Origin of the sequence: Bradyrhizobium sp. 4 (assembly GCF_023100905.1) — a bacterium.
Classification (GTDB): domain Bacteria; phylum Pseudomonadota; class Alphaproteobacteria; order Rhizobiales; family Xanthobacteraceae; genus Bradyrhizobium.
This window is the reverse complement of sequence record NZ_CP064686.1, coordinates 3,706,686-3,731,482: the sequence shown is the minus strand read 5'-3', so window position 1 is coordinate 3,731,482 and position 24,797 is coordinate 3,706,686. Positions and strand designations below refer to the sequence as shown.

23 protein-coding genes and 1 pseudogene are annotated in these 24,797 nt (G+C 63.4%); 11 read left to right on the top strand and 13 right to left on the bottom strand.

Annotated features, from left to right (window positions below; genetic code table 11):
- Positions 1–3: 3 nt before the first annotated feature.
- Genes IVB45_RS17195 through IVB45_RS17185 form a run of 3 tightly spaced genes read right to left on the bottom strand, consistent with a single transcriptional unit; the run spans position 4 to position 3,106 of the window.
- Entirely contained in the window at positions 4–996 is a 993-nt protein-coding gene (locus IVB45_RS17195) for a tripartite tricarboxylate transporter substrate-binding protein (RefSeq protein WP_247286177.1), read from the bottom strand.
- 46 nt (positions 997–1,042) lie between these two features.
- Positions 1,043–2,302, bottom strand: a complete 1,260-nt coding sequence (locus IVB45_RS17190) for a CoA transferase (RefSeq protein ID WP_247361191.1) — start codon at positions 2,300–2,302, stop codon at positions 1,043–1,045.
- Positions 2,303–2,311: 9 nt separating this feature from the next.
- Positions 2,312–3,106 carry an enoyl-CoA hydratase/isomerase family protein gene (locus IVB45_RS17185; protein WP_247361193.1) on the bottom strand — a complete coding sequence of 265 codons (795 nt, stop codon included), beginning with the start codon at positions 3,104–3,106 and terminating at the stop codon, positions 2,312–2,314.
- A 102-nt stretch (positions 3,107–3,208) separates the two neighbouring features.
- Between IVB45_RS17185 and IVB45_RS17180 the strand changes: the two genes are divergently transcribed.
- From IVB45_RS17180 to IVB45_RS17170, 3 genes are all read left to right on the top strand, one after another.
- Positions 3,209–3,889 (top strand): GntR family transcriptional regulator, encoded by a 681-nt coding sequence (locus IVB45_RS17180; protein WP_247361396.1) that lies wholly within the window; start codon positions 3,209–3,211, stop codon positions 3,887–3,889.
- Positions 3,890–4,080: 191 nt separating this feature from the next.
- On the top strand, positions 4,081–5,052 hold the full coding sequence (locus tag IVB45_RS17175; RefSeq protein ID WP_247361195.1) for an MBL fold metallo-hydrolase: 972 nt from the start codon (positions 4,081–4,083) through the stop codon (positions 5,050–5,052).
- Positions 5,053–5,284: 232 nt separating this feature from the next.
- Positions 5,285–7,066 carry a peroxidase family protein gene (locus IVB45_RS17170; RefSeq protein WP_247501294.1) on the top strand — a complete coding sequence of 594 codons (1,782 nt, stop codon included), beginning with the start codon at positions 5,285–5,287 and terminating at the stop codon, positions 7,064–7,066.
- A gap of 30 nt (positions 7,067–7,096) precedes the next feature.
- Here IVB45_RS17170 and IVB45_RS17165 read toward each other — a convergent pair whose 3' ends face one another.
- The 5 genes from IVB45_RS17165 to IVB45_RS17145 all read right to left on the bottom strand — a co-directional run bounded on the left by IVB45_RS17165 (position 7,097) and on the right by IVB45_RS17145 (position 12,098).
- Positions 7,097–7,816 (bottom strand): haloacid dehalogenase type II, encoded by a 720-nt coding sequence (locus tag IVB45_RS17165; RefSeq protein WP_247361197.1) that lies wholly within the window; start codon positions 7,814–7,816, stop codon positions 7,097–7,099.
- 124 nt (positions 7,817–7,940) lie between these two features.
- Entirely contained in the window at positions 7,941–8,942 is a 1,002-nt protein-coding gene (glpX, locus tag IVB45_RS17160) for a class II fructose-bisphosphatase (RefSeq protein ID WP_007609885.1), read from the bottom strand.
- Positions 8,943–9,039: 97 nt separating this feature from the next.
- Positions 9,040–10,356: a homoserine dehydrogenase gene (locus tag IVB45_RS17155; protein WP_247286182.1), complete on the bottom strand. Its 1,317-nt coding sequence runs from the start codon at positions 10,354–10,356 to the stop codon at positions 9,040–9,042.
- A 29-nt stretch (positions 10,357–10,385) separates the two neighbouring features.
- Entirely contained in the window at positions 10,386–11,606 is a 1,221-nt protein-coding gene (locus tag IVB45_RS17150; protein WP_027569882.1) for an LL-diaminopimelate aminotransferase, read from the bottom strand.
- 216 nt (positions 11,607–11,822) lie between these two features.
- Complete coding sequence (locus tag IVB45_RS17145; protein WP_027517741.1) at positions 11,823–12,098, bottom strand: hypothetical protein; 276 nt, start codon at positions 12,096–12,098, stop codon at positions 11,823–11,825.
- 253 nt (positions 12,099–12,351) lie between these two features.
- On the opposite strand from IVB45_RS17145, the gene phaC reads away from it, so the two are divergent.
- From phaC to IVB45_RS17125, 4 genes and pseudogenes are all read left to right on the top strand, one after another.
- Complete coding sequence (phaC, locus tag IVB45_RS17140; RefSeq protein WP_247361198.1) at positions 12,352–14,160, top strand: class I poly(R)-hydroxyalkanoic acid synthase; 1,809 nt, start codon at positions 12,352–12,354, stop codon at positions 14,158–14,160.
- A gap of 65 nt (positions 14,161–14,225) precedes the next feature.
- Complete coding sequence (locus IVB45_RS17135) at positions 14,226–14,624, top strand: MAPEG family protein (protein ID WP_027569880.1); 399 nt, start codon at positions 14,226–14,228, stop codon at positions 14,622–14,624.
- Between the two features lie 182 nt (positions 14,625–14,806).
- On the top strand, positions 14,807–15,574 hold the full coding sequence (locus IVB45_RS17130; RefSeq protein ID WP_247361200.1) for an outer membrane beta-barrel protein: 768 nt from the start codon (positions 14,807–14,809) through the stop codon (positions 15,572–15,574).
- An 83-nt stretch (positions 15,575–15,657) separates the two neighbouring features.
- Positions 15,658–15,759: pseudogene (locus IVB45_RS17125) on the top strand (MAPEG family protein); the annotation flags it as partial.
- A 2-nt stretch (positions 15,760–15,761) separates the two neighbouring features.
- Here the strand turns inward: IVB45_RS17125 and IVB45_RS17120 are convergent.
- From IVB45_RS17120 to IVB45_RS17100, 5 genes are all read right to left on the bottom strand, one after another.
- On the bottom strand, positions 15,762–16,349 hold the full coding sequence (locus IVB45_RS17120; protein WP_247361202.1) for a class I SAM-dependent methyltransferase: 588 nt from the start codon (positions 16,347–16,349) through the stop codon (positions 15,762–15,764).
- Between the two features lie 14 nt (positions 16,350–16,363).
- Positions 16,364–17,410: an N-acetyl-gamma-glutamyl-phosphate reductase gene (argC, locus tag IVB45_RS17115; protein WP_247361204.1), complete on the bottom strand. Its 1,047-nt coding sequence runs from the start codon at positions 17,408–17,410 to the stop codon at positions 16,364–16,366.
- Between the two features lie 99 nt (positions 17,411–17,509).
- The gene (argC, locus tag IVB45_RS17110) at positions 17,510–18,508 is read right to left on the bottom strand and encodes an N-acetyl-gamma-glutamyl-phosphate reductase (RefSeq protein ID WP_247361206.1); all 999 of its coding nucleotides are present in this window, start codon (positions 18,506–18,508) and stop codon (positions 17,510–17,512) included.
- Positions 18,505–19,173 (bottom strand): FMN-binding negative transcriptional regulator, encoded by a 669-nt coding sequence (locus IVB45_RS17105; RefSeq protein ID WP_247361208.1) that lies wholly within the window; start codon positions 19,171–19,173, stop codon positions 18,505–18,507. The genes argC (IVB45_RS17110) and IVB45_RS17105 overlap by 4 nt, the downstream gene beginning before the upstream one ends.
- A 224-nt stretch (positions 19,174–19,397) precedes the next feature.
- The gene (locus IVB45_RS17100) at positions 19,398–19,928 is read right to left on the bottom strand and encodes a DedA family protein (protein WP_027569874.1); all 531 of its coding nucleotides are present in this window, start codon (positions 19,926–19,928) and stop codon (positions 19,398–19,400) included.
- A 274-nt stretch (positions 19,929–20,202) separates the two neighbouring features.
- Between IVB45_RS17100 and parE the strand changes: the two genes are divergently transcribed.
- From parE to IVB45_RS17080, 4 genes are all read left to right on the top strand, one after another.
- Positions 20,203–22,245 carry a DNA topoisomerase IV subunit B gene (gene parE / locus IVB45_RS17095; RefSeq protein WP_027569873.1) on the top strand — a complete coding sequence of 681 codons (2,043 nt, stop codon included), beginning with the start codon at positions 20,203–20,205 and terminating at the stop codon, positions 22,243–22,245.
- A 466-nt stretch (positions 22,246–22,711) separates the two neighbouring features.
- Positions 22,712–23,494 carry an outer membrane beta-barrel protein gene (locus IVB45_RS17090; RefSeq protein ID WP_247361210.1) on the top strand — a complete coding sequence of 261 codons (783 nt, stop codon included), beginning with the start codon at positions 22,712–22,714 and terminating at the stop codon, positions 23,492–23,494.
- A 221-nt stretch (positions 23,495–23,715) separates the two neighbouring features.
- Positions 23,716–23,901, top strand: coding sequence for a hypothetical protein (locus tag IVB45_RS17085; protein WP_007591540.1), 186 nt, complete (start codon positions 23,716–23,718; stop codon positions 23,899–23,901).
- Positions 23,902–23,922: 21 nt separating this feature from the next.
- Entirely contained in the window at positions 23,923–24,693 is a 771-nt protein-coding gene (locus IVB45_RS17080; RefSeq protein ID WP_027569871.1) for a glucose 1-dehydrogenase, read from the top strand.
- Positions 24,694–24,797: the final 104 nt, after the last annotated feature.

Genomic DNA, 24,797 nt, shown 5'->3' with positions numbered 1-24,797 from the left:
GCCTCACTTGACCAACCAGCCCTGCTCGCCCGCGACCTGCTTGACGTGCTCGAGGTCCTCCTTGATGAACTTGTCGAAATCGGCGCCGGTCAGGAACGTGTCGACCTGGGAGGTTTTCTCGATGTAATCCTTCCAGTCCGGTGTCGCCTGCACCTTCTTCATCAGGTCGACATAGAACGCGGCCTGGTCCGGGGTGACCTTGCCGGGAAGCCACACCGTCCGCGGCTGCTCATATTGCTTGATGTCGAGACCCTGCTCGACGCACGTCGGAACGTCGCCCCAGCCTTCGGTCGCGGTGACCTTGGCGCCCTGCGGCAGCCTCTTCGGGCTGAAAACGCAAAGCGGCCGTTGCGTCCCACCGCGCCATTGCCCGATGCTTTCGCTGGGATTGTTGACGTGGGAGTCGAGGTGTCCGCCGGCGAGCTGCACGGCAGTCTCGGCCCCGCTTTTGAAGGGGATGTAGGTCAGCTTGATGTGGCCGGCCTTCTCGATCATGCGGGTCAGCACCTCGTCGGTATCCTTCGACTGCGCGCCGCCCATCTTGAATTCGCCCGATGCGGCCGCCTTCAGATAGTCGCCCGCCGTCTTGTAGGGCGCGTCCTGCTTGACCCAGAGCAGGAACTCGTCCTGCGCCATTGCCGCGATGGCAGTGAGATCGGTGTAGTTGAAGGCGACCTTGGAGACGAGCGGCTGCTGCCAGGCATTCGACGTGCCGAAGATCACCTTGTAGGGATCGCCGGCGGATGCCTTGCCGTAGACATAGCCTTCCGCTCCGCTGCCCCCGCCCTTGTTGACGACGACGATCGGCTGCTCCACCAGCTTGTGCTTGGTGATGATGTTCTGCACGGCGCGCGCGAGATTGTCGGTGCCGCCGCCGGGCCCGGCGGTCGCCACGAACTCGATCGGCTTTTGCGGCTGCCAGGCGCTGAGCGCCGGCACCGTGCCGGCGAGCACGGTTGCGGCGGCGGAGAGCAGAAGTTTTGACGTCCGACCCATGATGTCCTCCAGCTGATTTTTGTCTCTTGTTCTTTTCGACGTCCGGTCAGGCGACGCGTTCCTCGCGTCTTCCCGATGCCAGCACGATTGCGCCTTCTTTTTCGAGCGCTTCGATCTGCTTCTGGTCGAACCCGTGCTCGACCAGCACCTCGCTTGTATGCTCACCGTAGACCGGCGCGCCCGTGCGCACTTTGCCTGGGGTCTCCGAAAACTTGACCGGCAAGCCGATCGTCTTCACCGGACCGAGCGTGGAATGCTCGACCTCGACGACCATCTCGCGCGCCAGCGTCTGCGGATCACTGAGCGCCTCCAGCATGTCGTGCACGGGTCCGCACGGCACGCCCTTCTCGTCCAGCGCAGCAAGCCAGTGCGCCCGCGTCCGGGTGCGGAAGCGCTCGCTCAGGACAGCTTCGAGCTCCTTCAGATTGGCCATGCGGTCGGCGCCGTTGATGAAACGCGGATCGGATGCGAGCTCGCTCGCACCGAGCGCGTCCAGCATCAACAGCCAGTGCTTCTTGTTGGCGCCGCCGACCACCAGCCAGCCGTCGGAGGCCTCGAAGGCCTGATATGGCGCGTTGAGCGGATGGGCCGAACCCATCGCGCGCGGCGCGGTGCCCGCGGCGAGCGCGATAGTCGACTGCCAGTAGGTCTGCACCAGCGCGGCCTCATAGAGCGAGGTCTCGACCCACTGCCCTTCGCCGGTCTTGAGACGGTGCGTGTAGGCTGCGAGGATGCCCATGCTCGCCAGCAGGCCGGCGGTGATGTCGGACAGCGGCGGGCCGCATTTCACGGGCGGACCATCGGGACGTTCGCCCGTGAAGCTCATGATGCCGCTCATGGCCTGGGCGACCAGATCGAAGCCGCGGCGATGCTTGTAGGGCCCGGTGCGGCCGAAGCCCGACAGCGAGCAATAGATCAGCGCTGGATGCTGCTTGTGCAGGTCTTCATAGCCGAAGCCGAGGCGCTCCATGGCGCCCGGCGCAAAGTTCTCGACCAGCACGTCGGCGCCCGCGATCAGCCGCCGCAACACCTGCTTGCCGCCATCGGTCTTCAGATCCAGCACGATGCCGCGCTTGTTGCGGTTCATCATCAGAAAGGAGGCCGCCTCGTCGCCAATCTTAGGCGGCACCGAATGGCGGGTATCGTCACCGTTCGGCGATTTCTCGATCTTGATCACGTCGGCGCCCATGTCGGCCAGCATCAAGGTGCAGGTCGGCCCTGCCATGACATGGGTGAGGTCGATGACCTTGAGGCCGGCAAGCGGCCCCGAACGGGCGGAGGTTGATTGCGATCGATCTCTTTGCATCGGGGCCTCCTATTGGCCGCGCCATTGCGGCGCCCGCTTGGTGAGGAAAGCATCGAGCCCTTCGCGAAAATCCTGGCTCGTGTAGCACATCAGGATGAGGTCCTCGCCCTCGTCCGGCGTCAGCCGCCTTTGCAGGCGCGCCACGGCCTGCTTGGTCGCATTCAGCGTCAGCGGCGCGTGGCTGGCGAGCAGCCGGGCAACCTCATCCGCGCGCCGGTCGAGCGCGGCGAGATCCTCGACGATCTCGCCGAGCAGCCCGACGCTGGCGGCCTCCGTCGCGTCGACCAGGCGCGCGGTGAAGATCAGATCCTTGACACGGGCAGCGCCGATCAGCGCGGTGAGACGACTGACATTGGACATCGACAGGCAATTGCCGAGCGTGCGGGCAATGGGAAAGCCGATTTTCGCGCTTTGGGTGCCGATGCGGAGGTCGCAGGCCGCGGCAATGCCGGCGCCGCCGCCGGTGCAGAACCCGTTGATCGCGGCGATCGTCGGCACGCGGCACTGTTCGAGTGTGGTCAGCACCCGATCGATGCGGTTCTCGTAGTCGACCGCGTCCTGCGGCGACTTGAAATCGCGGAACTGATTGATGTCGGTGCCCGCGGCAAACGCCTTTTCGCCTGCCCCGCGCAGCACCAGCACCTTGATCGACTGATCGTCGTTGATCTCCTCGCAGATCGCGGCAAGCCGCTCGTACATCGCGAAGGTGAAGGCGTTGCGGGCCTGCGGACGATTGAAGGTGATCCGCCCGATACCGTCCTGGCACTCGAAAACGAGGTCTTCCGCCACCACCTGCTGGTCCATTTCCTCATGTCCTTCTGCTTTTCTACATTTTTGAATGCAAAATTGACGATTTACAAGCTGGAACTTGCCTTAATCCGCATATATCTTCATTTTTGCATTCAAATGGACTTCAGGCCCATGCTTCATGAGGAAGTCGTCGGCCGCATCCGGGCCATCCTGCTCGACGGCGAAATCCCGCCGGGCGCGCGGATTCCCGAGCGTGAGCTGTGCGAGCGGCTCCAGATATCGCGCACGCCGCTACGCGAGGCGCTCAAGGTGCTCGCCGCCGAAGGGCTCGTGCAGCTCCTGCCCCACCGTGGCTCGCGTGCGGCAAAACTGACCGACAAGGACATGCGCGACCTGTTCGAGGTCTGCCAGGGTCTCGAGGCGCTCGCCGGCGAACTCGCCTGCGAACGCATCACCGATGCCGAGATCGACGCGATCGCCGCCGCGCACGCAGACATGGTGCGGCATTATCGTGATGGCGACCTCATCCAGTACTATCGCGGCAACCGCGCCATTCACGAAGGCATCGTCGCTGCGGCCGGCAACCCGGTGCTCGCGGGGTTGTATGCGTCCGTGACCGCGCGCATCCGGCGCGCGCGTTATGTCACGCCGATGACGCCCGAGCGCTGGGCGGTCGCAGTGCAGGAGCATGACGCCATCCTGAATGCACTGCAGAGGCGCGACGGCGTCGGCCTCGCCCATATCCTGCGCGCGCATCTACGCCACAAGCGCGAAGAGGTTTTGCAGGCGGGCTTTGCCGAAACGGAAGGCAGTGACCTGGTGCCGCGGATTGCGTGAGACGGCATTCGCCACGCAGAAAGAAACCTGCGGTCCCGCCACAACGCTCGGTCAAGAGACACAATCGCGACACAATCATTGATTGCATTTGACTGCATCGGTCGGATCGTGCTGATGCGAGGCGATCGGCGCAGGCCGAAGGTAACGCGCGAACAATTGCGCAAAACAAAACACAAAAGCGGAGGAAACGCATGACAATCGATGTCTCACGTCGGTCCTTGTTTGCCCTCGGGGCTGGCCTTGGTGCCAGCGCAATGCTCGGCAGCAGCGCGATGGGGCGCGCTCCCAAGCTCGGCACCCAGACGCCTTACTGGCACCGCTTCGTTCTCGGCGATGCCGAAGTCACGATCGTCTCCGACGGACCGCTTCCGCTCGGCGACCCCTCCGGGACCTTCACCGGCGTTCCCAAGGAAGAGGTGAAGAAGATGCTCGCCGACAATTTCCTGTCGCCGGACAATGTCGTGCTCGAACAGAACTCGCCGATCGTCAACACCGGCGACAAGCTCATCCTGTTCGATACCGGCATGGGCAGCTCCAAGCTGTTCGGCGCCACCACCGGCCGGCAGCAGAAGAGCATGACCGAGGCCGGCATCAAGCCCGGGGACATCGATGCGGTGGTCTGCTCACATGCCCATATCGACCACATCGGCGGCATCGTGGACGACGGCGGCAAGCCGCTGTTTCCGAACGCGCAGATCTACATCTCGCAGACCGATTTCGACTTCTGGACCGACGAAGGCAAGCTCGGCAGCGACGCCAAGGATTTCGTCGTTCACGCCCGCAAGAACCTGCTGCCGGTGCGCGACCGCATCGTGTTCTTCAAGGACGGCCAGGAATTCCTGCCGGGCGTGCAGGCGATCTCGGCCCCCGGTCATACCGTCGGCCACACCATCTTCATGGTCTCGTCGGCCGGCAAGTCCTTCGCCTTCATGGGCGACCTCTCGCATCATTCGGTGCTGCTACTGGAGCGGCCGCGGATGGAATTCTCCTACGACACCGATCCCAAGCAGGCGGCCGAGTCGCGCGTGAAACTGCTGACCATGCTTGCGGCGAACAAGGTGCCGGTGATGTCGTATCACTTCGCCTGGCCGGGCTATGGTCACGTTGCCAAGGCCGGCGAAGGATTCCATTATTATCCCGAACCGATGCAGATGACGTTGTAATCGCCGGATCAGGTCCGGGTGACGCAAGCGCCGCCCGGACCATCCGAACGATCACCGCCGTCCGGATGACCGGCAAGCAACTACAATCCGCAATGTCTCCGGCGGCGTTGGCAAGCGGACATTTTGGTGTTATTGAACTACATCTACTAATTGCAAATCGAATTTATTGACGTGAATTTGTTTGGGAGCGTCAATGTCCCGCGAGAACGATGGTTTTGTCTTCCATCGTGGCCTGCTCCAATGGGTCCCGGATGTTGTCTATCGGGCCATCAACTTCTTTGTCAGATGGGACAAACTGCCGAGGCTGCTCGGAGCTGCCAATCTCTCGGCGTTCCGCGATCGGCTGCGGGAGCACAATCTGCACCATACCGGCTACGGCACGACATTGCCTCGCTGGAGCACGGGCAATGACCGCTGGCGTTCCGCCGACGGCTCGTTCAACAGCCTCGACCATCCGCGCATGGGGATGGCTGGCGCTCGGTTCGGACGCAATTTCGCGCTGCCCGAATGCGTGCCGGACCGCCTGGACGACCTGCTCGAACCCAGTCCGCGCGTGATCTCGGAGGAGTTGCTGGCGCGCCGCGAGTTCATTCCCGCGACCAGCCTCAATCTGCTGGCCGCCGCCTGGATCCAGTTCGAAACCCATAATTGGTTCAGCCATGGGGCCCCTAAGTCGGGAAACGAGTTCAAAATTCCGCTGAAGCCAAACGACGAATGGCCTGCGGATGAGCGGATCGACGGCTGTATGAAGATCCGTCGGACCGTTTGCGACGAGACGCCACGTGAACGATGGCTCGGCGCGACCCCCACGTTCCGCAACCTCAACTCGCACTGGTGGGATGCCGGACAGATCTACGGCAGCGACCGCGCGAGGCAGATGCAGATCCGTTCGCGGGCAGATGGGAAGATCGCAGTCGGCAATGATGGGATGCTTCCAGCCGATCCGGTGCATCCGGGCGCCGATCTCACCGGCTTCAACGACAATTGGTGGGTGGGGCTCAGCCTGCTGCACAACCTCTTCGCACGCGAGCACAATGTCATCTGCGACGGCTTGAAGGCGCGGTATCCGACCTGGAAGGACCAGGAGCTATTCCAGCGCGCTCGCCTGATCAACGCGGCCCTGATCGCCAAGATCCACACCGTCGAATGGACGCCAGGCATCCTCGGCCATCCCGCACTGGACTTCGGCATGCACGCCAACTGGTCGGGGATCCCGTGCCGGGTGCTGCGCGCCGTGCTCGGCAAGAACAGCGAAGCCGCCTTAGGCATCATCGGCTCTCCGACGGATCAGCACAGCGCGCCCTATGCGATGACCGAGGAATTCACCGCCGTGTACCGCCTGCACCCGCTGATCCCCGAAACGATGGATGTACGGCGGCTCGATAGCACAGAGATTACCCCTAGCGACTTGGTCAATATGCAGGGGCGCGCCTCCCGGGAGTTCATGCAGACTCACGGCTTCGTCGACCTGCTGTACTCGTTCGGCACCGCTCATCCCGGCGCCATTCGCCTCCACAATTATCCCAACTTTCTGCGCCGGTTCACGAAAGACGACCAGCCGCTGCTCGACGTGGCGGCGATCGACATTATGCGTGATCGCGAGCGCGGCGTGCCGCGCTACAATCGGTTCCGCGAACTGGTCGGCAAAAAGCGGGTCAAGACGTTCGAGGAAATCACCAGCATCCCCGGCGCGGCCGGGAAGATGCGCGCGATCTACAAGGGCGACGTCGATCGCGTTGATCTGATGGTCGGACTATTGGCCGAGGACCTGCCGGACGGTTTTGGCTTCAGCGATACCGCCTTCCGCATTTTCATCCTGATGGCATCGCGGCGTTTGAAGAGCGACCGGTTCTTCACCGATGACTACCGGGCGGAAGTCTACACCAATTTCGGTATGGACTGGATCCACAACAACGGAATGAAATCGGTGCTGCTGCGGCATATGCCGCAACTCGGACCGGCGCTCGAGGGTGTCAACAACGCCTTCGCGCCGTGGAACGTGCTGCGACGCTGAGCCTTGGCCCTCTGCAAAGTCGCAGCCGCCCTAGCACCCGAGCTTGTCGGCGATTCCGCCAAAATCCCTGGCGACGATGTCCCAATTGCCGGTGGCCTCGAAATCGACTTTCTGGAGCGGACCGTATTCGGTTGGCCGCGCCACGAAGGCCGTCTTCAGCCCGTTCTTCTGCGCGGCGGCGAGATCGCCGTTGTGGGCGGCGACCATCATCACCTCTTCCGGCTTGAGGCACAGCAGGCGCGCGGCGCCAAGATAGGTTTCGGGATCGGGCTTGTAGTGCTCGAACAGCTCGGCCGACATGATGAGGTCCCAGGGAAGCCCTGCGAACTTCGCCATGTTGGTCAGCAGCGCGACATTGCCGTTCGACAGCGGCGAGATCACGAATTTCGCCTTCAACCGCGTCAGGCCCGCGACGCTGTCGGGCCACGGGTGCAGCCGGTGCCACCCCTTGGTGAGGTGATCGAGATCGGCTTCGGTCAGGCCTCGAATCGAAAATTGCGCGACCAGCTTTTCCAGCGAGCGGCGATGCAGATCATCGAGCATGACATAGCCGCGCTCGGGATGTTTGCGCACGTCATCCATCGAAGCCATGTACATGCCGCGCCAGCCGTCGACCAGTGCGGTCCAGTCGGCGGAGATGCCGCGGCCCTTCGCCCACCACATGAAGTCCGTGATCAGGCTGGTGCGCCAGTCGACGACGGTGCCGAACACATCGAAGACGAGCGCTTTGACGACGGACAGATCAGACATGGGCGCTCCCCTGATTTTTTTTGTTGTCATTCCGGGACGCAACGAAGTCGCGAACCCGGAATCCAAAAGTTGTGGCGCGAGATTCCGGCTTCTCGCTTTGCGAGCCCCGGAATGACGGAGAAAATCAGTCCAAATGGAACTTCGCCAGTTCGCGGTGCTCGGCCTTGATGTAGCGTACGGTGCCGGTGACGGAACGCATCACCACCGTCTCGGTCTCGATCACGCCGTCCTTGCGGAATTTGACGCCTGACAGCAGCGAGCCCGTGGTGACGCCGGTGGCGGCGAACAGGCAGTCGCCGCGCGCCATGTCCTCGATGCCGTAGATCATCTTGGGATCGTTTACGCCCATCTTGGCGGCGCGCTCCCGCTTCTCGTCGGAGTCGAGGATGAGACGGCACTGCATCTGGCCGCCGATGCAGCGCAGCGCCACGGCCGCGAGCACGCCTTCCGGCGCGCCGCCGGTGCCGAGATACATATCGACGCCGGTATTATCAGGGTCGGCGCAGTGGATCACGCCGGCGACATCGCCGTCGGTGATCAGGCGCACGGCGGCGCCGGTCGAGCGCACGCTCTCGATGATGCTGGCATGGCGCGGCCGGTCGAGCACGAGAACGGTGATGCCGTCCGGCTTGACGCCCTTGGCCTTGGCGAGGCGGCGGACGTTTTCGGCCGGCGTCGCATCGAGCTCGACGACGCCCTTGTCATAGCCGGGACCGATCGCGAGCTTCTGCATGTAGACGTCGGGGGCGTGCAACAGCGTGCCGCCGTCGGCCATCGCCATGGTGGCAATCGAGCCCGGCATGTTCTTGGCGCACAGCGTGGTGCCTTCGAGCGGATCGACCGCGATGTCGACTTGCGGGCCGGCGTTCATGCCGACCTTCTCGCCGATGAAGAGCATCGGCGCCTCGTCGCGCTCGCCCTCGCCGATGACGATCGTGCCCTCGATCGGGAGCTTGTTGAGCTCGCGCCGCATCGCATCCACTGCGGCCTGATCGGCCGCCTTCTCGTTGCCGTGCCCGCGCAGACGCGCCGAAGACACCGCCGCCCGCTCCGTCACCCGCACGATCTCCAGCGTGAGAATGCGCTCGAGCAATGCTTGCGGCGGGACTGAAATATGGGTCGACATCGGCTCACTCCTTCGAAACAGTTTTGGACGGACATCTCCGCCGCATCAACTCGTAACACCCACAGTTCGTTCGAACCGTGTCATTGCTTAAGCATGCTCAGTTCTTCTCGATCCGTATCACCTGCGGCCGTCCGCTGATCACCTTGTCCTTCTGCACGGCCGCGAGCGCGCGGCGCACGGCGTCCTCGTGCGTGGCATAGGTGATGAGGATGACGGGCACCGGGACCGCCTTCCCGTCTGCCGGCGCAGCGCCGCCATTGGGATGGCGCTGCACGATCGACTCGATCGAAATCTTCTGTTCCGCGAGCCGGGTCGCGATCGCAGCCGCGGTGCCCGGGAAATCGCGTGCCAGAAGGCGGATATAGTAGCCGCCCTCGTGGCGCTCCATCGGCGCCTTCTTGGTATCGCGCAGCTGCGAAATCGGCCGGCCGAACGGATTGGCGCGGATGCCACGCGCGACGTCGGCGATGTCGGCCACGACGGCGGATGCGGTCGCCGCTCCCCCGGCACCGGGGCCGACCAGCGTGATCGGCGGGATGCCTTCGCCATCGATCGTGACTGCATTGGTGACACCCATCACCTGCGCGATCGACGAGGATTTCGGAACCATGGTCGGATGGACGCGCTGCTCGATGCCCTTGGCGGTGCGAACGGCGACGCCGAGCAGCTTGAGCCGGTAACCAAGATCGTCGGCGGCACGGAGATCTTCCGGCGCGATGGAGGAGATACCTTCGACATACACCGCGCTTTGAGCAACTTTCGTGCCGAAAGCGAGGCTGGCGAGAATGGCGAGCTTTTGCGCGGTATCGTGGCCGTCGACGTCGAACGACGGATTGGCCTCGGCATAGCCGAGCCGTTGCGCGTCCTTCAGGCATTCGGCGAAGGACAGGCCCTCCTGCTCCATCCGGGTCAGGATGTAATTGCAGGTGCCGTTGAGGATGCCGTAGACCCGGTTGATGCCGGTTCCGGCAAGACCTTCGCGTAACGTCTTGATGACAGGGATCGCAGCGCCGACAGCTGCCTCGAAATTCAGCGCGCCGCCGTGCTTTTCGGCGGCCTTTGCCAGCTTGAGGCCGTGCTTTGCCAGCAACGCCTTGTTGGCGGTGACAACGGACTTGCCGGCGTTCAGCGCAGCTTCCACCGCCGCCAGCGCGGGATCGCCGGAGCCACCCATCAGCTCGACGAAGCAGTCGATGCCGGGATGCGTGGCGAGGGCAAGCGGATCCTTGACCCATTCGATGCCGCGCAGATCGACGCCGCGCTTCTTCGCCTTCGAGCGCGCGGTGACGGCGACCACCCGGATGCCGCGGCCGCTGCGGCCGGCAAGCACGCGCGCCTGCGTTTCAATCAGACGGACAACTTCGGCGCCCACGGTGCCGAGCCCCGCTATGCCCACTTTCAGGGGTGCAACCATGATGCCTTGGAAAACCTGCGGAAGAGAACTTAACGCCGAGTGGCGAGCGGAACGACGTTGTGCAACGTTTCGATGCCGCTTTCAAGGAAGCGGCGCACGCCGCGCGCGGCCTGCCTGATCCGTTGCTCGTTTTCCACCATGGCGATGCGGACATATCCTTCACCATGCTCGCCAAAGCCGACGCCGGGCGAGACCGCGACACCGGATTTCTCAACCATCAGGGTCGCGAACTGCATGCTGCCGACGCTGCGGAAGGCTTCCGGCAGCGGCACCCAGGCAAACATCGACGCTTCCGGCGGCGGGATCTCCCAGCCGGCACGGCCGAACGATTCCACCAGCGCGTCGCGCCGCTTGCGGTAGGTGTCGCGCATCTCCTTGATGCAATCGTCCGGTCCGTTCAGCGCGGCGGTCGCTGCGACCTGGATCGGCGTGAACGCACCGTAGTCGAGATAGGATTTGACGCGGCCGAGTGCCGCAATCACGCGCTCGTTGCCGACCGCGAAGCCCATACGCCAGCCAGCCATCGAATAGGTCTTCGACATCGAGGTGAACTCGACGGCGACGTCCATCGCGCCCGGCACCTGGAGCACCGACGGAGGCGGGTTGTTCTCGTCGAAATAGACCTCGGCATAAGCGAGATCGGACAGGATCAGGATCTCGTGCTTCTTCGCGAATGCGACCAGGTCCTTGTAGAAGTCGAGGCTCGCGACATAGGCGGTCGGGTTCGAAGGATAGCAGACGACGAGCGCCAGCGGCTTCGGGATCGAATGCACGATCGCCCGCTCGACCGCCTCGAAGAATTGCGGCGTCGGCTCCGAGGGCACCGAGCGGATCACGCCGCCCGCCATCAAGAAGCCGAAGGCGTGAATCGGGTAGCTCGGATTCGGACAAAGGATGACGTCGCCGGGCGCGGTGATCGCCTGCGCCACGTTGGCAAACCCCTCCTTGGAGCCGAGCGTCGCCACCACCTGGGTGTCGGGATTGAGCTTCACGCCGAAGCGGCGGGCGTAGTAGCCGGCCTGGGCCCGGCGCAGCCCGGGAATGCCGCGGGAGGCCGAGTAGCGGTCGGTGCGCGGCTTGCCCAGCGTCTCCTTCAGCTTCTCCAGCACGTGCGCCGGCGCCGGCAGGTCGGGATTGCCCATGCCGAGGTCGATGATGTCGGCGCCGGCATTCCGCGCGGCTGCCTTGGCCCGGTTGACCTGTTCGAACACATAAGGCGGAAGGCGGCGGATGCGGTAAAACTCTTCCATGGCTCTCTCGGCTCCGGGCAACCGGTCAGGACAGAATCGACAGGCCATAAAAGACCAGGCGGAAAGGCGCCCGCATCCCTCGCGAAAATTACTCAAGATCAAATACTTAGAGCAATTATCGACGACGTTGACTGAAGTCGTTCGCCCTGACTCTCGGCTGAACTAAGGTCTTTTAGCACGGCGAGGCGGAGGCGCCAGCGATTACCTTGCAGCGCCCTATTTCGCGTCCTTGGTGGCAACCGCTTGACGGTCGCGCGCGGCAGCAAGTTCGGCCTCGATCTTGGCGCGTTGGTCCGGCGGCATCACCGCCTGATCGCGATCCGGCGGCAGATCGTGCACCGGCAGATAGCTACCGGCCTCCCTGGGATGCGCTTGCGCATCGGAAGGCGTCATATCCGCGAGCTGGCTCGAGCAGCCGCCCAGGGCGAGCGTCGCCATCAGCAGCGCGCCACAGATCCGTCGCGACTTTTGCAGGTCCCTCAACGCCAACACCAGGGAAATCCCCACTTCGTCCCAAAGCACGGCCCCGGGCAACCTTACCCAAGTCCGCGCCCAAGCTCAAACCATTGCTGCCCAAATGGTCCGAGCGAGAAAATAGCCCCGGTCCATCAAGCCGAGCGGTGCGGCTCGATTGTGACGGAACCAAGAAAATTTATCGCACTGCAACACATCTTCGAGAGTGTTTAATGCCAAACATGCGAGCTTCGCGGTGACGAATACGGAATGAATCGTTACTGTTCTGCTCATGAGTATGGCCACGACCGATACGCCCAAACCCGAGACGAAGTTCGATGCGGAAGCCTTCGCGATAAATGTCGCGCGGGCGATGGAAAGCGGCGGCAAGGCGCTCGCCGCGTACCTGAAGCCGCGCGAGAGCGGCGAGGTGCAGGATCGTCCGCCGGCGGAGCTTACCGAGGTCGTCAAGACCTTCACTGCCGTCGCCGAATACTGGCTGTCGGATACGTCGCGGTCCTCCGTACTCCAGACCAAGCTCGCCAAGGACTATCTCGATCTCTGGGGCTCGGCGGCGCGCCGCATGGCCGGTCAGGACGCCCCGCCCGCGATCGCGCCGTCGCCGCGCGACAAGCGCTTTGCCGATCCGGAATGGAAGTCGAACCAGTTCTTCGATTTCCTGATGCAGCTCTACCTGCTCACGACCAAATTTGCGCAGGAGCTTGTGCGCGACGCCGAGGGGCTCGATCCGCTGACCCGCCGCAAGGCCGAGTTCTACGTCCAGCAGCTCACCAACGCGATGTCGCCCTCCAACTTCGTGCTGACCAATCCGGAAGTGCTGCGCGCGACGGTGGCCAGCAGCGGCGAAAATCTTGCGCGCGGGCTGAAGATGCTGGCCGAGGACATCGCCGCCGGCAAGGGCACGCTGAAGATCCGTCAGTCCAATCCGGACAATCTCGTCGTCGGCGTGAACATGGCGACGACGCCCGGCAAGGTGATCTACCAGAACGAGATGATGCAGCTGATCCAGTATGCGCCGGCGACGGAGAACGTGCTGCGCACGCCGCTCCTGATCATCCCGCCCTGGATCAACAAGTTCTACATCCTCGATCTCAAGCCGGAGAAATCCTACATCAAGTGGTGCGTCGATCAGGGCATCACCGTGTTCGTGATCTCATGGGTCAATCCCGACAAGCGGCTCGGTGCCAAGAGCTGGGAAGACTACATGAAGGAAGGCCCGCTCACGGCGATGGACGTGATCGAGAAGGTCACCGGCGAGATGAAGGTGCACACCGCCGGCTATTGCGTCGGCGGCACCATGCTCGCGACCACGCTGGCCTGGCTCGCCGAGAAGCGCCGCCAGCGCGTGGCCTCCGCGACGTTCTTCGCGGCACAGGTCGACTTCACCCATGCCGGTGATTTGCTCGTGTTCGTTGACGAGGAGCAGATCGCATCCCTCGAGCAGGACATGAAGGCGGCGGGCGTGCTCGAAGGCTCGAAGATGGCGATGGCCTTCAACATGCTGCGCTCCAACGATTTGATCTGGTCCTATGTCGTCAGCAATTACCTCAAGGGCCAGCAGCCGAGCGCGTTCGACCTGCTGCACTGGAATTCGGACGCGACGCGCATGACGGCGTCGAACCATTCTTACTATCTGCGCAATTGCTATCTGGAGAACCGGCTCTCGACCGGCACGTTGGTGCTGGACAACACCCTGCTCGATCTCTCCAAGGTCATGGTGCCGATCTACAATCTCGCAACCCGCGAAGACCATATCGCGCCGGCGGAATCGGTGCTGTACGGCTCCCAGTTCTTCGGCGGCCCGGTGAAATACGTGCTGTCCGGCTCGGGCCATATCGCCGGCGTGGTTAATCCGCCCGCCTCGAACAAATACCAGTACTGGACCAACGACAACGCGAAGTCCGCCAACGTCGCCGAGTGGATGAAGGGCGCGGTCGAGCACAAGGGCTCGTGGTGGCCGGACTGGCGGCAATGGCTGGGCGCACTCGATCCCGAGGAAGTCCCGGCCCGCACGGTCGGCAGCGAGGCGTTTCCCCCGATCGAGGACGCGCCCGGCAGCTATGTCAGGGTTCGCGCATAGCAGAATCTTCCGCGCTTTCGTATAAGCTCCACGCCTGCAGCAGAAATTGATGAGGGGACCGGGTTATGACGCGTGAATTGTTCTGGCTGACACTGACGGTGGTCCTGACCGGAATCCTCTGGATTCCCTACACCATCAACCGCTGCCAGATTCGCGGTCTCGGTGGCGCGATGGCCAATCCCTCGCGCACCGACAAGCCGCAATCGGAATGGGCGAACCGCCTGATGTTCGCGCATGACAACGCCGTCGAGAACCTCGTGCTGTTCGCGCCGCTGGTGCTGATCCTGAACGCGATCGACTACTCCTCGCAATGGACGGTGCTTGCTTGCGCCGTCTATTTCTGGTCGCGCGTCGCGCATCTGATCGTCTATGCGCTCGGGATCCCGGTGTTCCGCACGGTGGCCTTCACCGTCGGCTTCATCGCGCAGGCCGTGCTGGCCGTCGCGATTTTCAAGGTGGTTTGATCGGATCTCCGATGGCTTAGCGCCTGCAACAAAGGGGTGAAATGCTCGAAGGCCTGCCGCGGCCGCCGGTGTTGCCAAAGGATGACAGTGCGACAAAAACAGGGATGCGATCCCTAGGCTGACACGAAGGATCACCCATCCACAGGTATATTTGCCCATCGCATTGATGATTCGGGGCAAACATGAATTGGAAGATTGCATCCGCGCTCGCCGGCCTCTCGCTCGCGGCCGTCGCGACCCAGGCCAGTGCCGCAGATCTCGCCGCCCGTCCCTACACCAAGGCGCCGCCGATGATCGCGGCGATCTATGATTGGAGCGGCTTCTACATTGGCGCCAACGGCGGCTATGGCTCGTCGCGCAATTGCTGGGACCAGACTGTTGGTTTCGCGCCCGGCGTTGCGGAAGGCTGCCATGACGCGACGGGCGCCGTCGCCGGCGGCCAGATCGGTTATCGCTGGCAGAACAGCGCCTTCGTGTTCGGCCTCGAAGCACAGGGCGACTGGGCCGATCTCTCGGGCCGGAACACCAGCACCGTAGCCGGCGTCGCGAACCGCACCCGCGTCGATGCTTTCGGCCTGTTCACGGGCCAGGTCGGCTACGCCTGGAATAACGCACTGCTTTACGTGAAGGGCGGCGCCGCCGTCACCCGCGATCGCTACCGCGGTATCGGAACGGGTGGTCTGGCCGGAGCCGAGTTCGATCGTGCCGACGACACCCGCTGGGGCGGCACGGTCGGCATCGGCATCGAATACGGCTTCGCCCCGAACTGGTCGGTCGGCCTCGAATACGACCATCTGTTCATGGGCCGTCACGACGTCACGCTCACCTCCAACGGCGCGCTGACGCCGGTCGGCACGTTCTCACGCACCGACCGCATCGGCCAGGACGTCGATTTGATCACCGCCCGCATCAACTACAAATTCGGCGGCCCGATCATCGCGAAGTACTGAGGAAGCGTCTCGCAACCGTCATGCCCGGGACAAGCCCGGCCATGACGAGCAGCGAATGTTGCTGCTACTCGTCAGCGCAACCGATCGTCTATGCGCTCGGGATCCCGGTGTTCCGCACGGTGGCCTTCACCGTCGGCTTCATCGCGCAGGCCGTGCTGACCGTCGCGATCTTCAAGGTGGTTTGAGATCAGGCCTTGCGAACGACAAGATGCAGCATGTTCGCCGGCGTCTCGTCAAAGCTCTGGATCACGTTCCTGTCCGATGACAGCGTGATCCATGGGCCTGCGCTGGCGTAAGTCGCCTCGAGCCATTCTGGCGACGCATAATTGTAATAGCGCCCGAGACTGTCCCGGCCGTCGCCCTCGCCCATCTTGTAGCTGGCATAGAACACGCCTGACGGCCTGAGCGCGCGATGAATCCGCGCCAGGATGCCGGTGAGTTCGTCGCGCGGCACGTGCAGGAGACAGGCGCTCGCCCAGACGCCGTCATAGGCCTCGTGCGCGTCAAGCTGGTCGAACCGCATCGCCTCGACGGCATGACCGAGCCGATGCGACGCGATCTCGGCCATTTCAGGCGAGCCGTCGGTGGCGCGCACCGAAAAACCTTCGGCCAGCATCACCGCCGAATGATTGCCGGCGCCACAGCCGAGCTCGAGGATCGAGCCGCCGGACGGCAGCAGAGCAAGAAAGCCTCGCAGCCGCGTCGAGGGCGCCTTCGCCCAGTCCGCATAGGACCGGGCGTTGCTGCGATAGAATTGCAGAGTCCCTTCGTCCACGGCGATCACTCCGATCAGGGAAACAGCGCGATCTGCTCCAGTCCAGCGGTCTCGGGGAATCCGAACATCAGGTTCATGTTCTGGATCGCCTGACCGGCCGAGCCCTTCACCAGATTGTCGAGCACCGAAATCACGATGGCGCGGTTCTTGATCCGGTCGGCGATGACGCCGATCTGGACATAGTTCGAGCCGCGTACGTTCTGGGTCTGCGGCAGCACGCCCTTCTTGACGACATGCACGAACGGCTCGTTCGCGTAGGCTTGCTCGAGGGCCGCCCGCAAATCGTCCGGCGTCGCGCCGTTGAGCTTGACGTAGGACGTGCAGAGTTCGCCCCGCGACATCGGTATGAGATGCGGCGTGAAATTGACGGTCACGCTCGCGCCCGCCGCGACGCCGATCTCTTGTTCGATCTCCGGTGCATGCCGGTGCGTGCCGACCGAATACGGCGACATCCCCTCGCCCGCCTCGCTGAACAGCGTGTTCTGTTTCAGGCCGCGTCCGGCGCCGGTGACGCCTGACTTGGCGTCGATCAGGATGTCATCGACGTCGATCAGTTTTGCTTTCGCCAGTGGCACCAGCGCCAACAACGCTGCCGTCGGATAGCAGCCGGGACAGGCGACCAGCCGCGCCGCGGTAATCTTCTCCCGATAGAATTCGGTCAGGCCGTAGACGGCTTCGCCCTGCAACTCGAGCGCCTGATGTTCGTGGCCGTACCACTGCGCGTAGGTTTCCTTGTCGCGCAGCCGGAAATCGGCGGACATGTCGAGGACCTTGATCTTCGGGTTGGCCTTCAGCACGGCCGCGATGATCTGCTGCGTGGTGCCGTGCGGCAGTCCGCAGAACACCGCGTCGAGCTTGGTCCAGTCGACCTTTTCCCATTCCACGAGTTGGGGCAAATCCAGCATGAAGAAATGCGGAAACACCTCGCTCATGGCCTTGCCGGCATGCGTGTTGGCGGTGAGTGCCGTGATTTCCGCATTCGGATGCCGCGCCAGCAGGCGCACCGCATCGGCGCCGGTGTAGCCGGAGGCACCGAGAATGCCGATTTTCTTCAAGCTCATCACACGTTCCTTTCAGGCGTCGCTGGATCGTCTTGCCGGAGTAGAAAGTTGCAGCGTCGCTTCGGCCACCGGACCGGTCTGGCAGGCAACGCTCATCGGCTACTCCTCGGCAAGGCCCAGCATCAGCCGCATGTTCTGCACGGCCGCGCCGGACGCGCCCTTGCCGAGATTGTCGAGCCGGGCAACCAGCACCGCCTGGTGGTACTTGTCGCTGGCGAAGACGTAGAGCTCGAGCGTGTTGGTCTCGTTGAGCGCTTCCGGCTCGATTCGGCCGCCCCTGGTCGCCTCGTTTTGCAGCGGCATCGCCGAGACGTATTTTGAGCCGGCGTAACGCTTTGCCAACGCGGCCTGGAGATCGGCACTGCTGGGCTTGCCGGGCAGCGTGTCGAGCTGGAGCGGCACCGACACCAGCATGCCCTGCCGATAGTTGCCGACCGACGGGATGAAGATCGGTCGCCGCGTCAGGTTCGAATAGAGCTGCATCTCCGGCAGGTGCTTGTGCTCGAAGCCGAGGCCGTAGAGCTCGAAGGACGGCGCACTGCCGTCCTCGAAACTCGCGATCATCGACTTGCCGCCGCCGGAATAGCCGCTCACCGCATTGACGGTGACGGGATAGTCCGCAGGCAGCAGGCCGGCATCGACGATCGGTCGCAGCAGCGCGATCGCGCCGGTTGGATAGCAGCCGGGATTGGAGACCTTCTTCGCAGCCTTGATCTTGCCAGCCTGATCCGGCGTCAGTTCCGGAAAGCCATAGGCCCAATCGGGCGCGACCCGGTACGCGGTCGATGCATCCAGCACCTTCGGGCCCGACGGCCCCATGCTGTCGATGAGCGCAACCGTTTCCCTGGCAGCATCGTCCGGCAGACAGAGGATGACGAGGTCAACCTCCTCCATCAGCGCCTTCTTGGCCGCGGGATCCTTGCGCTTGTCGTCGGCGATCGTCTTCACGACCACGTCGTTCTGCAGCTTCAGCCGCTCGTTGATGCCGAGCCCGGTGGTGCCGGAGCCACCGTCGACAAAGACGGTGGCGGGCTTTGTCGCAGCGCCGGTCTTCGGGGCATTTTTGGTGTCAACGAGGCTGGCTTCAGAAAAGGTCATGGCGCGCTCCTTTCGAGCGTGTTGGTTTCGGACGCGAAGGCCTCCGGCCTGACGTCCTGCATCAATTCCGCGATCTCCCTGGCGTCGGCATGGGCTTGCGCGCCAAGCGCGTTGGCGATCGCCGTATAATCGGCGTCGGACTTGTGTTGATTGAGCTTGAAGCTGCCTTCGACCTCTTCAACCGTCATGACCAGACCCACGATTCCCTTCTTCAGCGCCTCGAGCCGCCCCGCCGTCATTTTGGCTGAGGTCCACGGCTTCTTCGGCAACAGCCAGCTCTCGAACTTGTCGCTGAGCGTGTCGATCTGCACGGCCAGTTCACCATCCGACAACAACCGCACCGGCCCGGTCAGATGGACCGACTGGTAGAGCCAGGTCGGCACCTGATCCGGCGAGACGTACCAGTCCGGCGACACGTAGGCATCGGGGCCGTTGACCGCGAGCAGCCACGAGGCCGTCCCGTCCGCAAGCTTTAGCAGCGGATTGTGACGGGCGACGTGAAAGGCGGCCTGCGGCGTGCCGTCGGCGGCATAGGTCAAATAGAACGGAATTGGCGAGGCGATCGGCTTGTGGCCGTCGAACGCGCACATGGTGCCGAAGCCGCGCGTGTCGGCGAACTTCAGGCTCGCGGCGCGGTCCTGCTTGAAAAAGGGTGGCGTGTACATCGTTGTCTCCTGCTGGGCCTCCTTGGGGGCCGCCGGATCAGATCGCGCTGACAGGAGAGAGAATGCCGCGGATCGGATCCAGCGGCAAAGACGATGATCTCAAACGCGATCGACCGCCCAAACCGCTAAAAAGCGGCGGCGGCGACGGGCGAACAAAATGGTCGCGGCGTTGATCATGGCGCGGGGCTATAGGGCCAGTTGCGGTTCGCGTCAAGGTTCGGACGTCACACCACCCGCCAGATCCATTCCATGATCTTCGCGATCACGTCCCCGAACAGCAGGAGCGCCGCCGACCAGATCAGCGCCGAGACGAAATTGGCCGCCTGGAAGCTCCAATAGGGCATCTCGAAAATGCCGGCTGCGAGCGGCACGGAGGCACGCAAGGGACCGAAGAAACGGCCGATGAAGATGCTCGGCACGCCCCAGCTGCGAACGAAGGCCTCGCCCCGGGGCAGGAGTTCCGGATAGCGCGAGAGCGGCCACATCTGCGCGACCTTCTCCTTGTAGCGGTAGCCGAACCAGTAGGAGACCCAGTCGCCCAGCGCGGCGCCGATGCCGCCGGCGATCCAGACCGGATAGAAGCTGATGCCGCTCGCGCCGATCAGCGCGCCGATCGCGACCAACGCGCCCCAGGCCGGGATCAGCAGAGAGATGAAGGCGAGCGACTCCCCGAAGGCGAGCACGAACACGATGGGAGCTGCCCATGTCTGGTGAGCGCGCACAAAATCCGCCAGCGCGTGCGCAAACTGCTCCATTCAAAATAGCCTTTCCGCCCTGCCCGAAGGTGCCGCTCGATGAAAAGGACTGGTAAGCCAAGGACTTGTGTGACATCAAGTCACAAAGTCCGGTCCAGACCGGACCGGACCGTCACATTGCCGGGAATTCGTTGGGGGTGCGGCGTAAAATCGCCGGGATTGGCTCCCAACCACACCGCCCGGCCCGCCCTGCGATAACCTTTCCAGGTCAGAAGTGGCATAGTCGGCCCAACCGATTCGCCGCTCATGCGGCCCTCAAAACGCATAAAGATATATGTCCAAGCAGTTGAAGCCCAAAGCAAAAGACGATTTTTTCGGCGGCGATGAGCCGAAGCCCCGCGCCGCCAAGGCGACCCCGCGCGCAGGCGGTGCCGAGGCCGACTACACCGCAGCCGACATCGAGGTCCTAGAAGGCCTGGAACCGGTGCGCCGCCGGCCCGGCATGTATATCGGCGGCACCGACGAGAAGGCGCTGCATCACCTCTTCGCCGAAGTCATCGACAACTCAATGGACGAGGCGCTCGCGGGGCATGCGACCTTCATCGGAGTCGAGTTGAGCGCGGACGGCTTTTTGACCGTCACGGACAACGGCCGCGGCATCCCGATCGATCCGCATCCAAAATTTCCGAAGAAGTCGGCGCTCGAAGTCATCATGTGCACGCTGCACTCGGGCGGCAAGTTCGACTCCAAGGTCTACGAGACCTCGGGCGGCCTGCACGGCGTCGGCATCTCCGTGGTGAACGCCCTCTCCTCGCTGCTCGAGGTCGAGGTCGCGCGCAGCCAGAAACTCTACCGCATGACGTTCGAGCGCGGGCACCCGAAGGGCAAGCTCGAGGATCTCGGCAAGATCAACAACCGCCGCGGAACCCGCGTGCGCTTCAAGCCGGACACCGACATCTTCGGTGCAAAGGCAGCGTTCAAGCCGCAGCGCCTGTTCAAGATGACGCGTTCGAAGGCGTATCTGTTCGGCGGCGTCGAGATCCGCTGGAATTGCGCGCCTGAACTGCTCAAGGGCGTCGACGACGTGCCGGCCGAAGCGACGTTCCACTTCCCCGGTGGCCTCAAGGATTATCTGGCGGCGGCGATCCACGCCGACACGCTGGTGCATCCCGACATCTTCTCCGGCAAGTCGGGCCGCAACGGCGCGCATGGCGCCTGCGAATGGGCGGTGGCTTGGACTGCGGATGCCGACGGCTTCCTGTCGTCCTACACCAACACCGTGCCGACGCCCGATGGCGGTACGCATGAATCCGGCCTGCGAAGCGCGCTGCTGCGAGGTCTCAAGGATCACGCCGAGCGCGTCGGCCAGGGCAAGCGCGCGTCGTCCATTACGTCTGAAGACGTGATGGTCGGTGCAGCCGTGATGCTCTCGGTATTCGTGCGCGAGCCCGAATTCCAGGGCCAGACCAAGGATCGCCTTGCCACGGCCGAAGCGCAGCGCATCGTCGAACAGGCGATGAAGGATCCGTTCGACCATTGGCTGTCGGGCAATCCGAACCAGGCCAACAGGCTGCTCGACTTCGTGGTCGATCGCGCCGAGGAGCGGTTGCGCCGCCGGCAAGAGAAGGAGACCGCGCGCAAGACCGCCGGCAAAAAGCTGCGCCTGCCCGGGAAGCTCGCCGATTGCAGCGATGCCGGTTTGGACGGCTCAGAACTCTTCATAGTCGAGGGAGACTCGGCCGGCGGCAGCGCCAAGCAGGCGCGCGACCGCAAGACCCAGGCCGTGCTGCCGCTGCGCGGCAAGATCCTCAACGTCGCGTCCGCCGGCAAGGACAAGCTGACGGCGAACACGCAGCTCGCCGACCTCGTGCAGGCGATCGGCTGCGGGATGCTCGCGCAGTATCGCGAGGAGGATCTGCGCTATCAGCGCATCATCATCATGACCGACGCCGATGTCGACGGTGCCCATATCGCTTCGCTGCTGATCACCTTCTTCTACCGGCAGATGCCGCGGCTGATCGACGAAGGCCATCTCTTCCTAGCCGTGCCGCCGCTCTACAAGCTGACCAACGGCACCAAGTCGGTCTACGCCCGCGATGACGCGCACAAGGCAGCGCTGATTAAGAGCGAGTTCAACGCCAACGCCAAGGTCGAGGTCAATCGCTTCAAAGGCCTCGGCGAGATGATGCCGGCGCAGCTCAAGGAAACCACCATGGATCCGGCCAAGCGGACCATGCTGAAAGTGGTTCTGCTCGCCGACGACCGCGACACCACGGCGGATTCGGTGGAGCGCCTGATGGGCACCAAGGCCGAAGCGCGCTTCGCGTTCATCTCGGACAAGGCCGAATTCGCCAATGACGATTTGCTGGACGTCTGATCCGCAGGCGCTGCCCGGTCGCAACCCATCAAGAGCCCCGCATGAAGCCCGGGGCTCTTTTGTTTTTTGGGGACGACAACCGCCATTTCCCGACGATCCTGCCCGCCGATCCTGCCAACGGTCCGCCACGGCTTCGTGATTCCCTGCCTCGTCGCATCGCGACTCGGTCAACGACTCACCCAGCCGGGCTGATGCACGATTGCCTCCATTTCGGACAAAGCCGGATTTACTAACGAGAAGTTACCAAAATACAAATCGCAAAATTCGACGTACTGCATTGATATTGCGCGCTTATTTCACATTCCAACGACGGCACTCAGAATCCCTGCCGTGCGGCGTTTCCCGGCGAGTGTGCCTGCTCTGCAACAGCATTTCGGAGAGAAGCAGGTATAGTCCGGGACATCAGATCACACGGACTTCAGTGCGCTCGCGCCTTCCAGACAGACCAAAGCTTGGGGATTTTAAGATGAAGAAGATTTTGCTCGCACTGACCGCGGTTGCCGCGATGACCGGTTCGGCCTCGGCCGCTGACCTTGGCGCCCGTCCCTACGTGAAGGCGCCGATGGCGGCTCCCGTCGCCAACTGGACCGGCTTCTACATCTTCGGCGGCGCCGGCGGCGGCCTCTCGGCCTCTGACCAGCGCGTGCAGACCACGGTTGGCGCAGTTCCCCTGACGATCGATCAGCGCCAGGGTGGCTCGGGCTGGTTCGGCACCGTCGGTCTCGGCTACGACTGGCAGTTCAGCGGCACCTGGGTCGCCGGCGTGTTCGCTGATGGTCAGTTCGGCAGCATCCGCGCCACGATCCAGGATCCGATCTTCGGCATCACTGGCTCGCAGAAGCTGGAAGACTCCTGGGCCGCTGGTGTGCGCCTCGGCTATCTGGTTGCCCCGAACGTTCTCTCCTATGTCAACGGCGGTTACTCTGGCGCTCACTTCGGCCAGACCAATTTCCTGACACTGGCGGGCGTTCCCGCTGGTGCCCACCTCAACAGCTACAACCGCAACGGCTGGTTCGTCGGCGGCGGCGTCGAGAACAACCTGAACATCTTCGGCATCCAGTCGCCCGGCTGGTTCATGAAGACCGAGTATCGTTCGGCATACTACAACGCCAAGACGCAGAATGAACTGTTCGACGGCACCAACCTCCCGACCGGCAACAGCATCCGCGCCAACACCTGGAACCAGACGATCTCCACTTCGCTGGTGTACCGCTTCAACTGGACCGGTGCGGTCGTCGCCAAGTACTGATCTGATCTCATCTTTCAGACGTCAAAGCCCCGGCATCGTCCGGGGCTTTTTCGTTGTACGGTGCTTCAGCGGACCTTGCGTATGGACATGCATCCGCCCTGCGGCCTGCATCAGCGGCCATTGTATCCGAACCACGGCTACGGCTAGTCTCCCGGCAAGTTTTCGGGCCGCGGCAATGGTCATGCCGCGTCACGACAGAAGCGGACCCGTGGGAGGAATGCGTGCGCAGATTTCTGCTTGTAGCAGGCCTGTTTGCCCTTGCCGTCGGGCTGCTCTGGATCGGACAGGGCACGGGCACCGTCGCGTGGCCGCGATCGAGCTTCATGGTCAACCAGTTGCAATGGGCCGGCTATGGCGCAGCCATGGCCGGCTTTGGGCTGGTGCTGATCTGGCAGAGTAACCAATAGAAGAAACCAGGGAACAGCAGCATGACATCCAGTCGGTTCGATCTCCGCGGCAAGGTCGCGATCGTCACGGGAGGCAATGGCGGCATCGGGCTCGGCATGGCCCGCGGCCTCGCCGATGCCGGCGCCAACATCGCCGTGGTCGGACGCAACGAAACCAAATCGGCCGCCGCCGTGGCCGATCTCAGTCAACGCGGTGTGAAGGCGATCAGTGTTGCCACCGACGTCACCGACAAGGCGGCCATCGCCGCGATGGTCGAGCGTGTCGTCGGGGATCTCGGCCGCATCGACATCCTCATCAACAATGCCGGCATGAGCATCCGCAAGCCGCCGCACGAGCTCGAACTCGACGAATGGAATACGGTGATCAACACCAACCTCACCAGCGCCTTCCTGTGCTCGAAGCTGGCCTATCCGGCGCTGAAGGCGTCCGGCAACGGGAAGGTGATCAACATCGGCTCGATGATGTCGATCTTCGGCGCGAGCTTCGCAACAGCCTATGCGGCGAGCAAGGGCGGCATCGTTCAGTACACGCGCGCCTGCGCCAATGCGTGGGCGCCCGACAACATCCAGGTCAATGCCATCCTTCCCGGCTGGATCGACACCGACCTGACCCGCGGTGCGCGGCAGCAGGTATCGGGATTGCACGAGCGGGTGCTGGCACGCACGCCGGCGGGGCGGTGGGGCGACATCGACGACTTCGCCGGCATCACGGTGTTTCTTGCCTCGTCCGCGTCTAACTTCGTCACCGGCACCGCGATCCCCGTCGATGGCGGGTTCTCGGTGATGGCGTAGGCCGTACGCCAGAAACCTGCACACAAAAAAGAAGCCCCGGACAATGCCGGGGCTTTTGAATTTGGGCAGTGATCGTCTTTTATGGTTGCTTGGTCGTTCGTTGA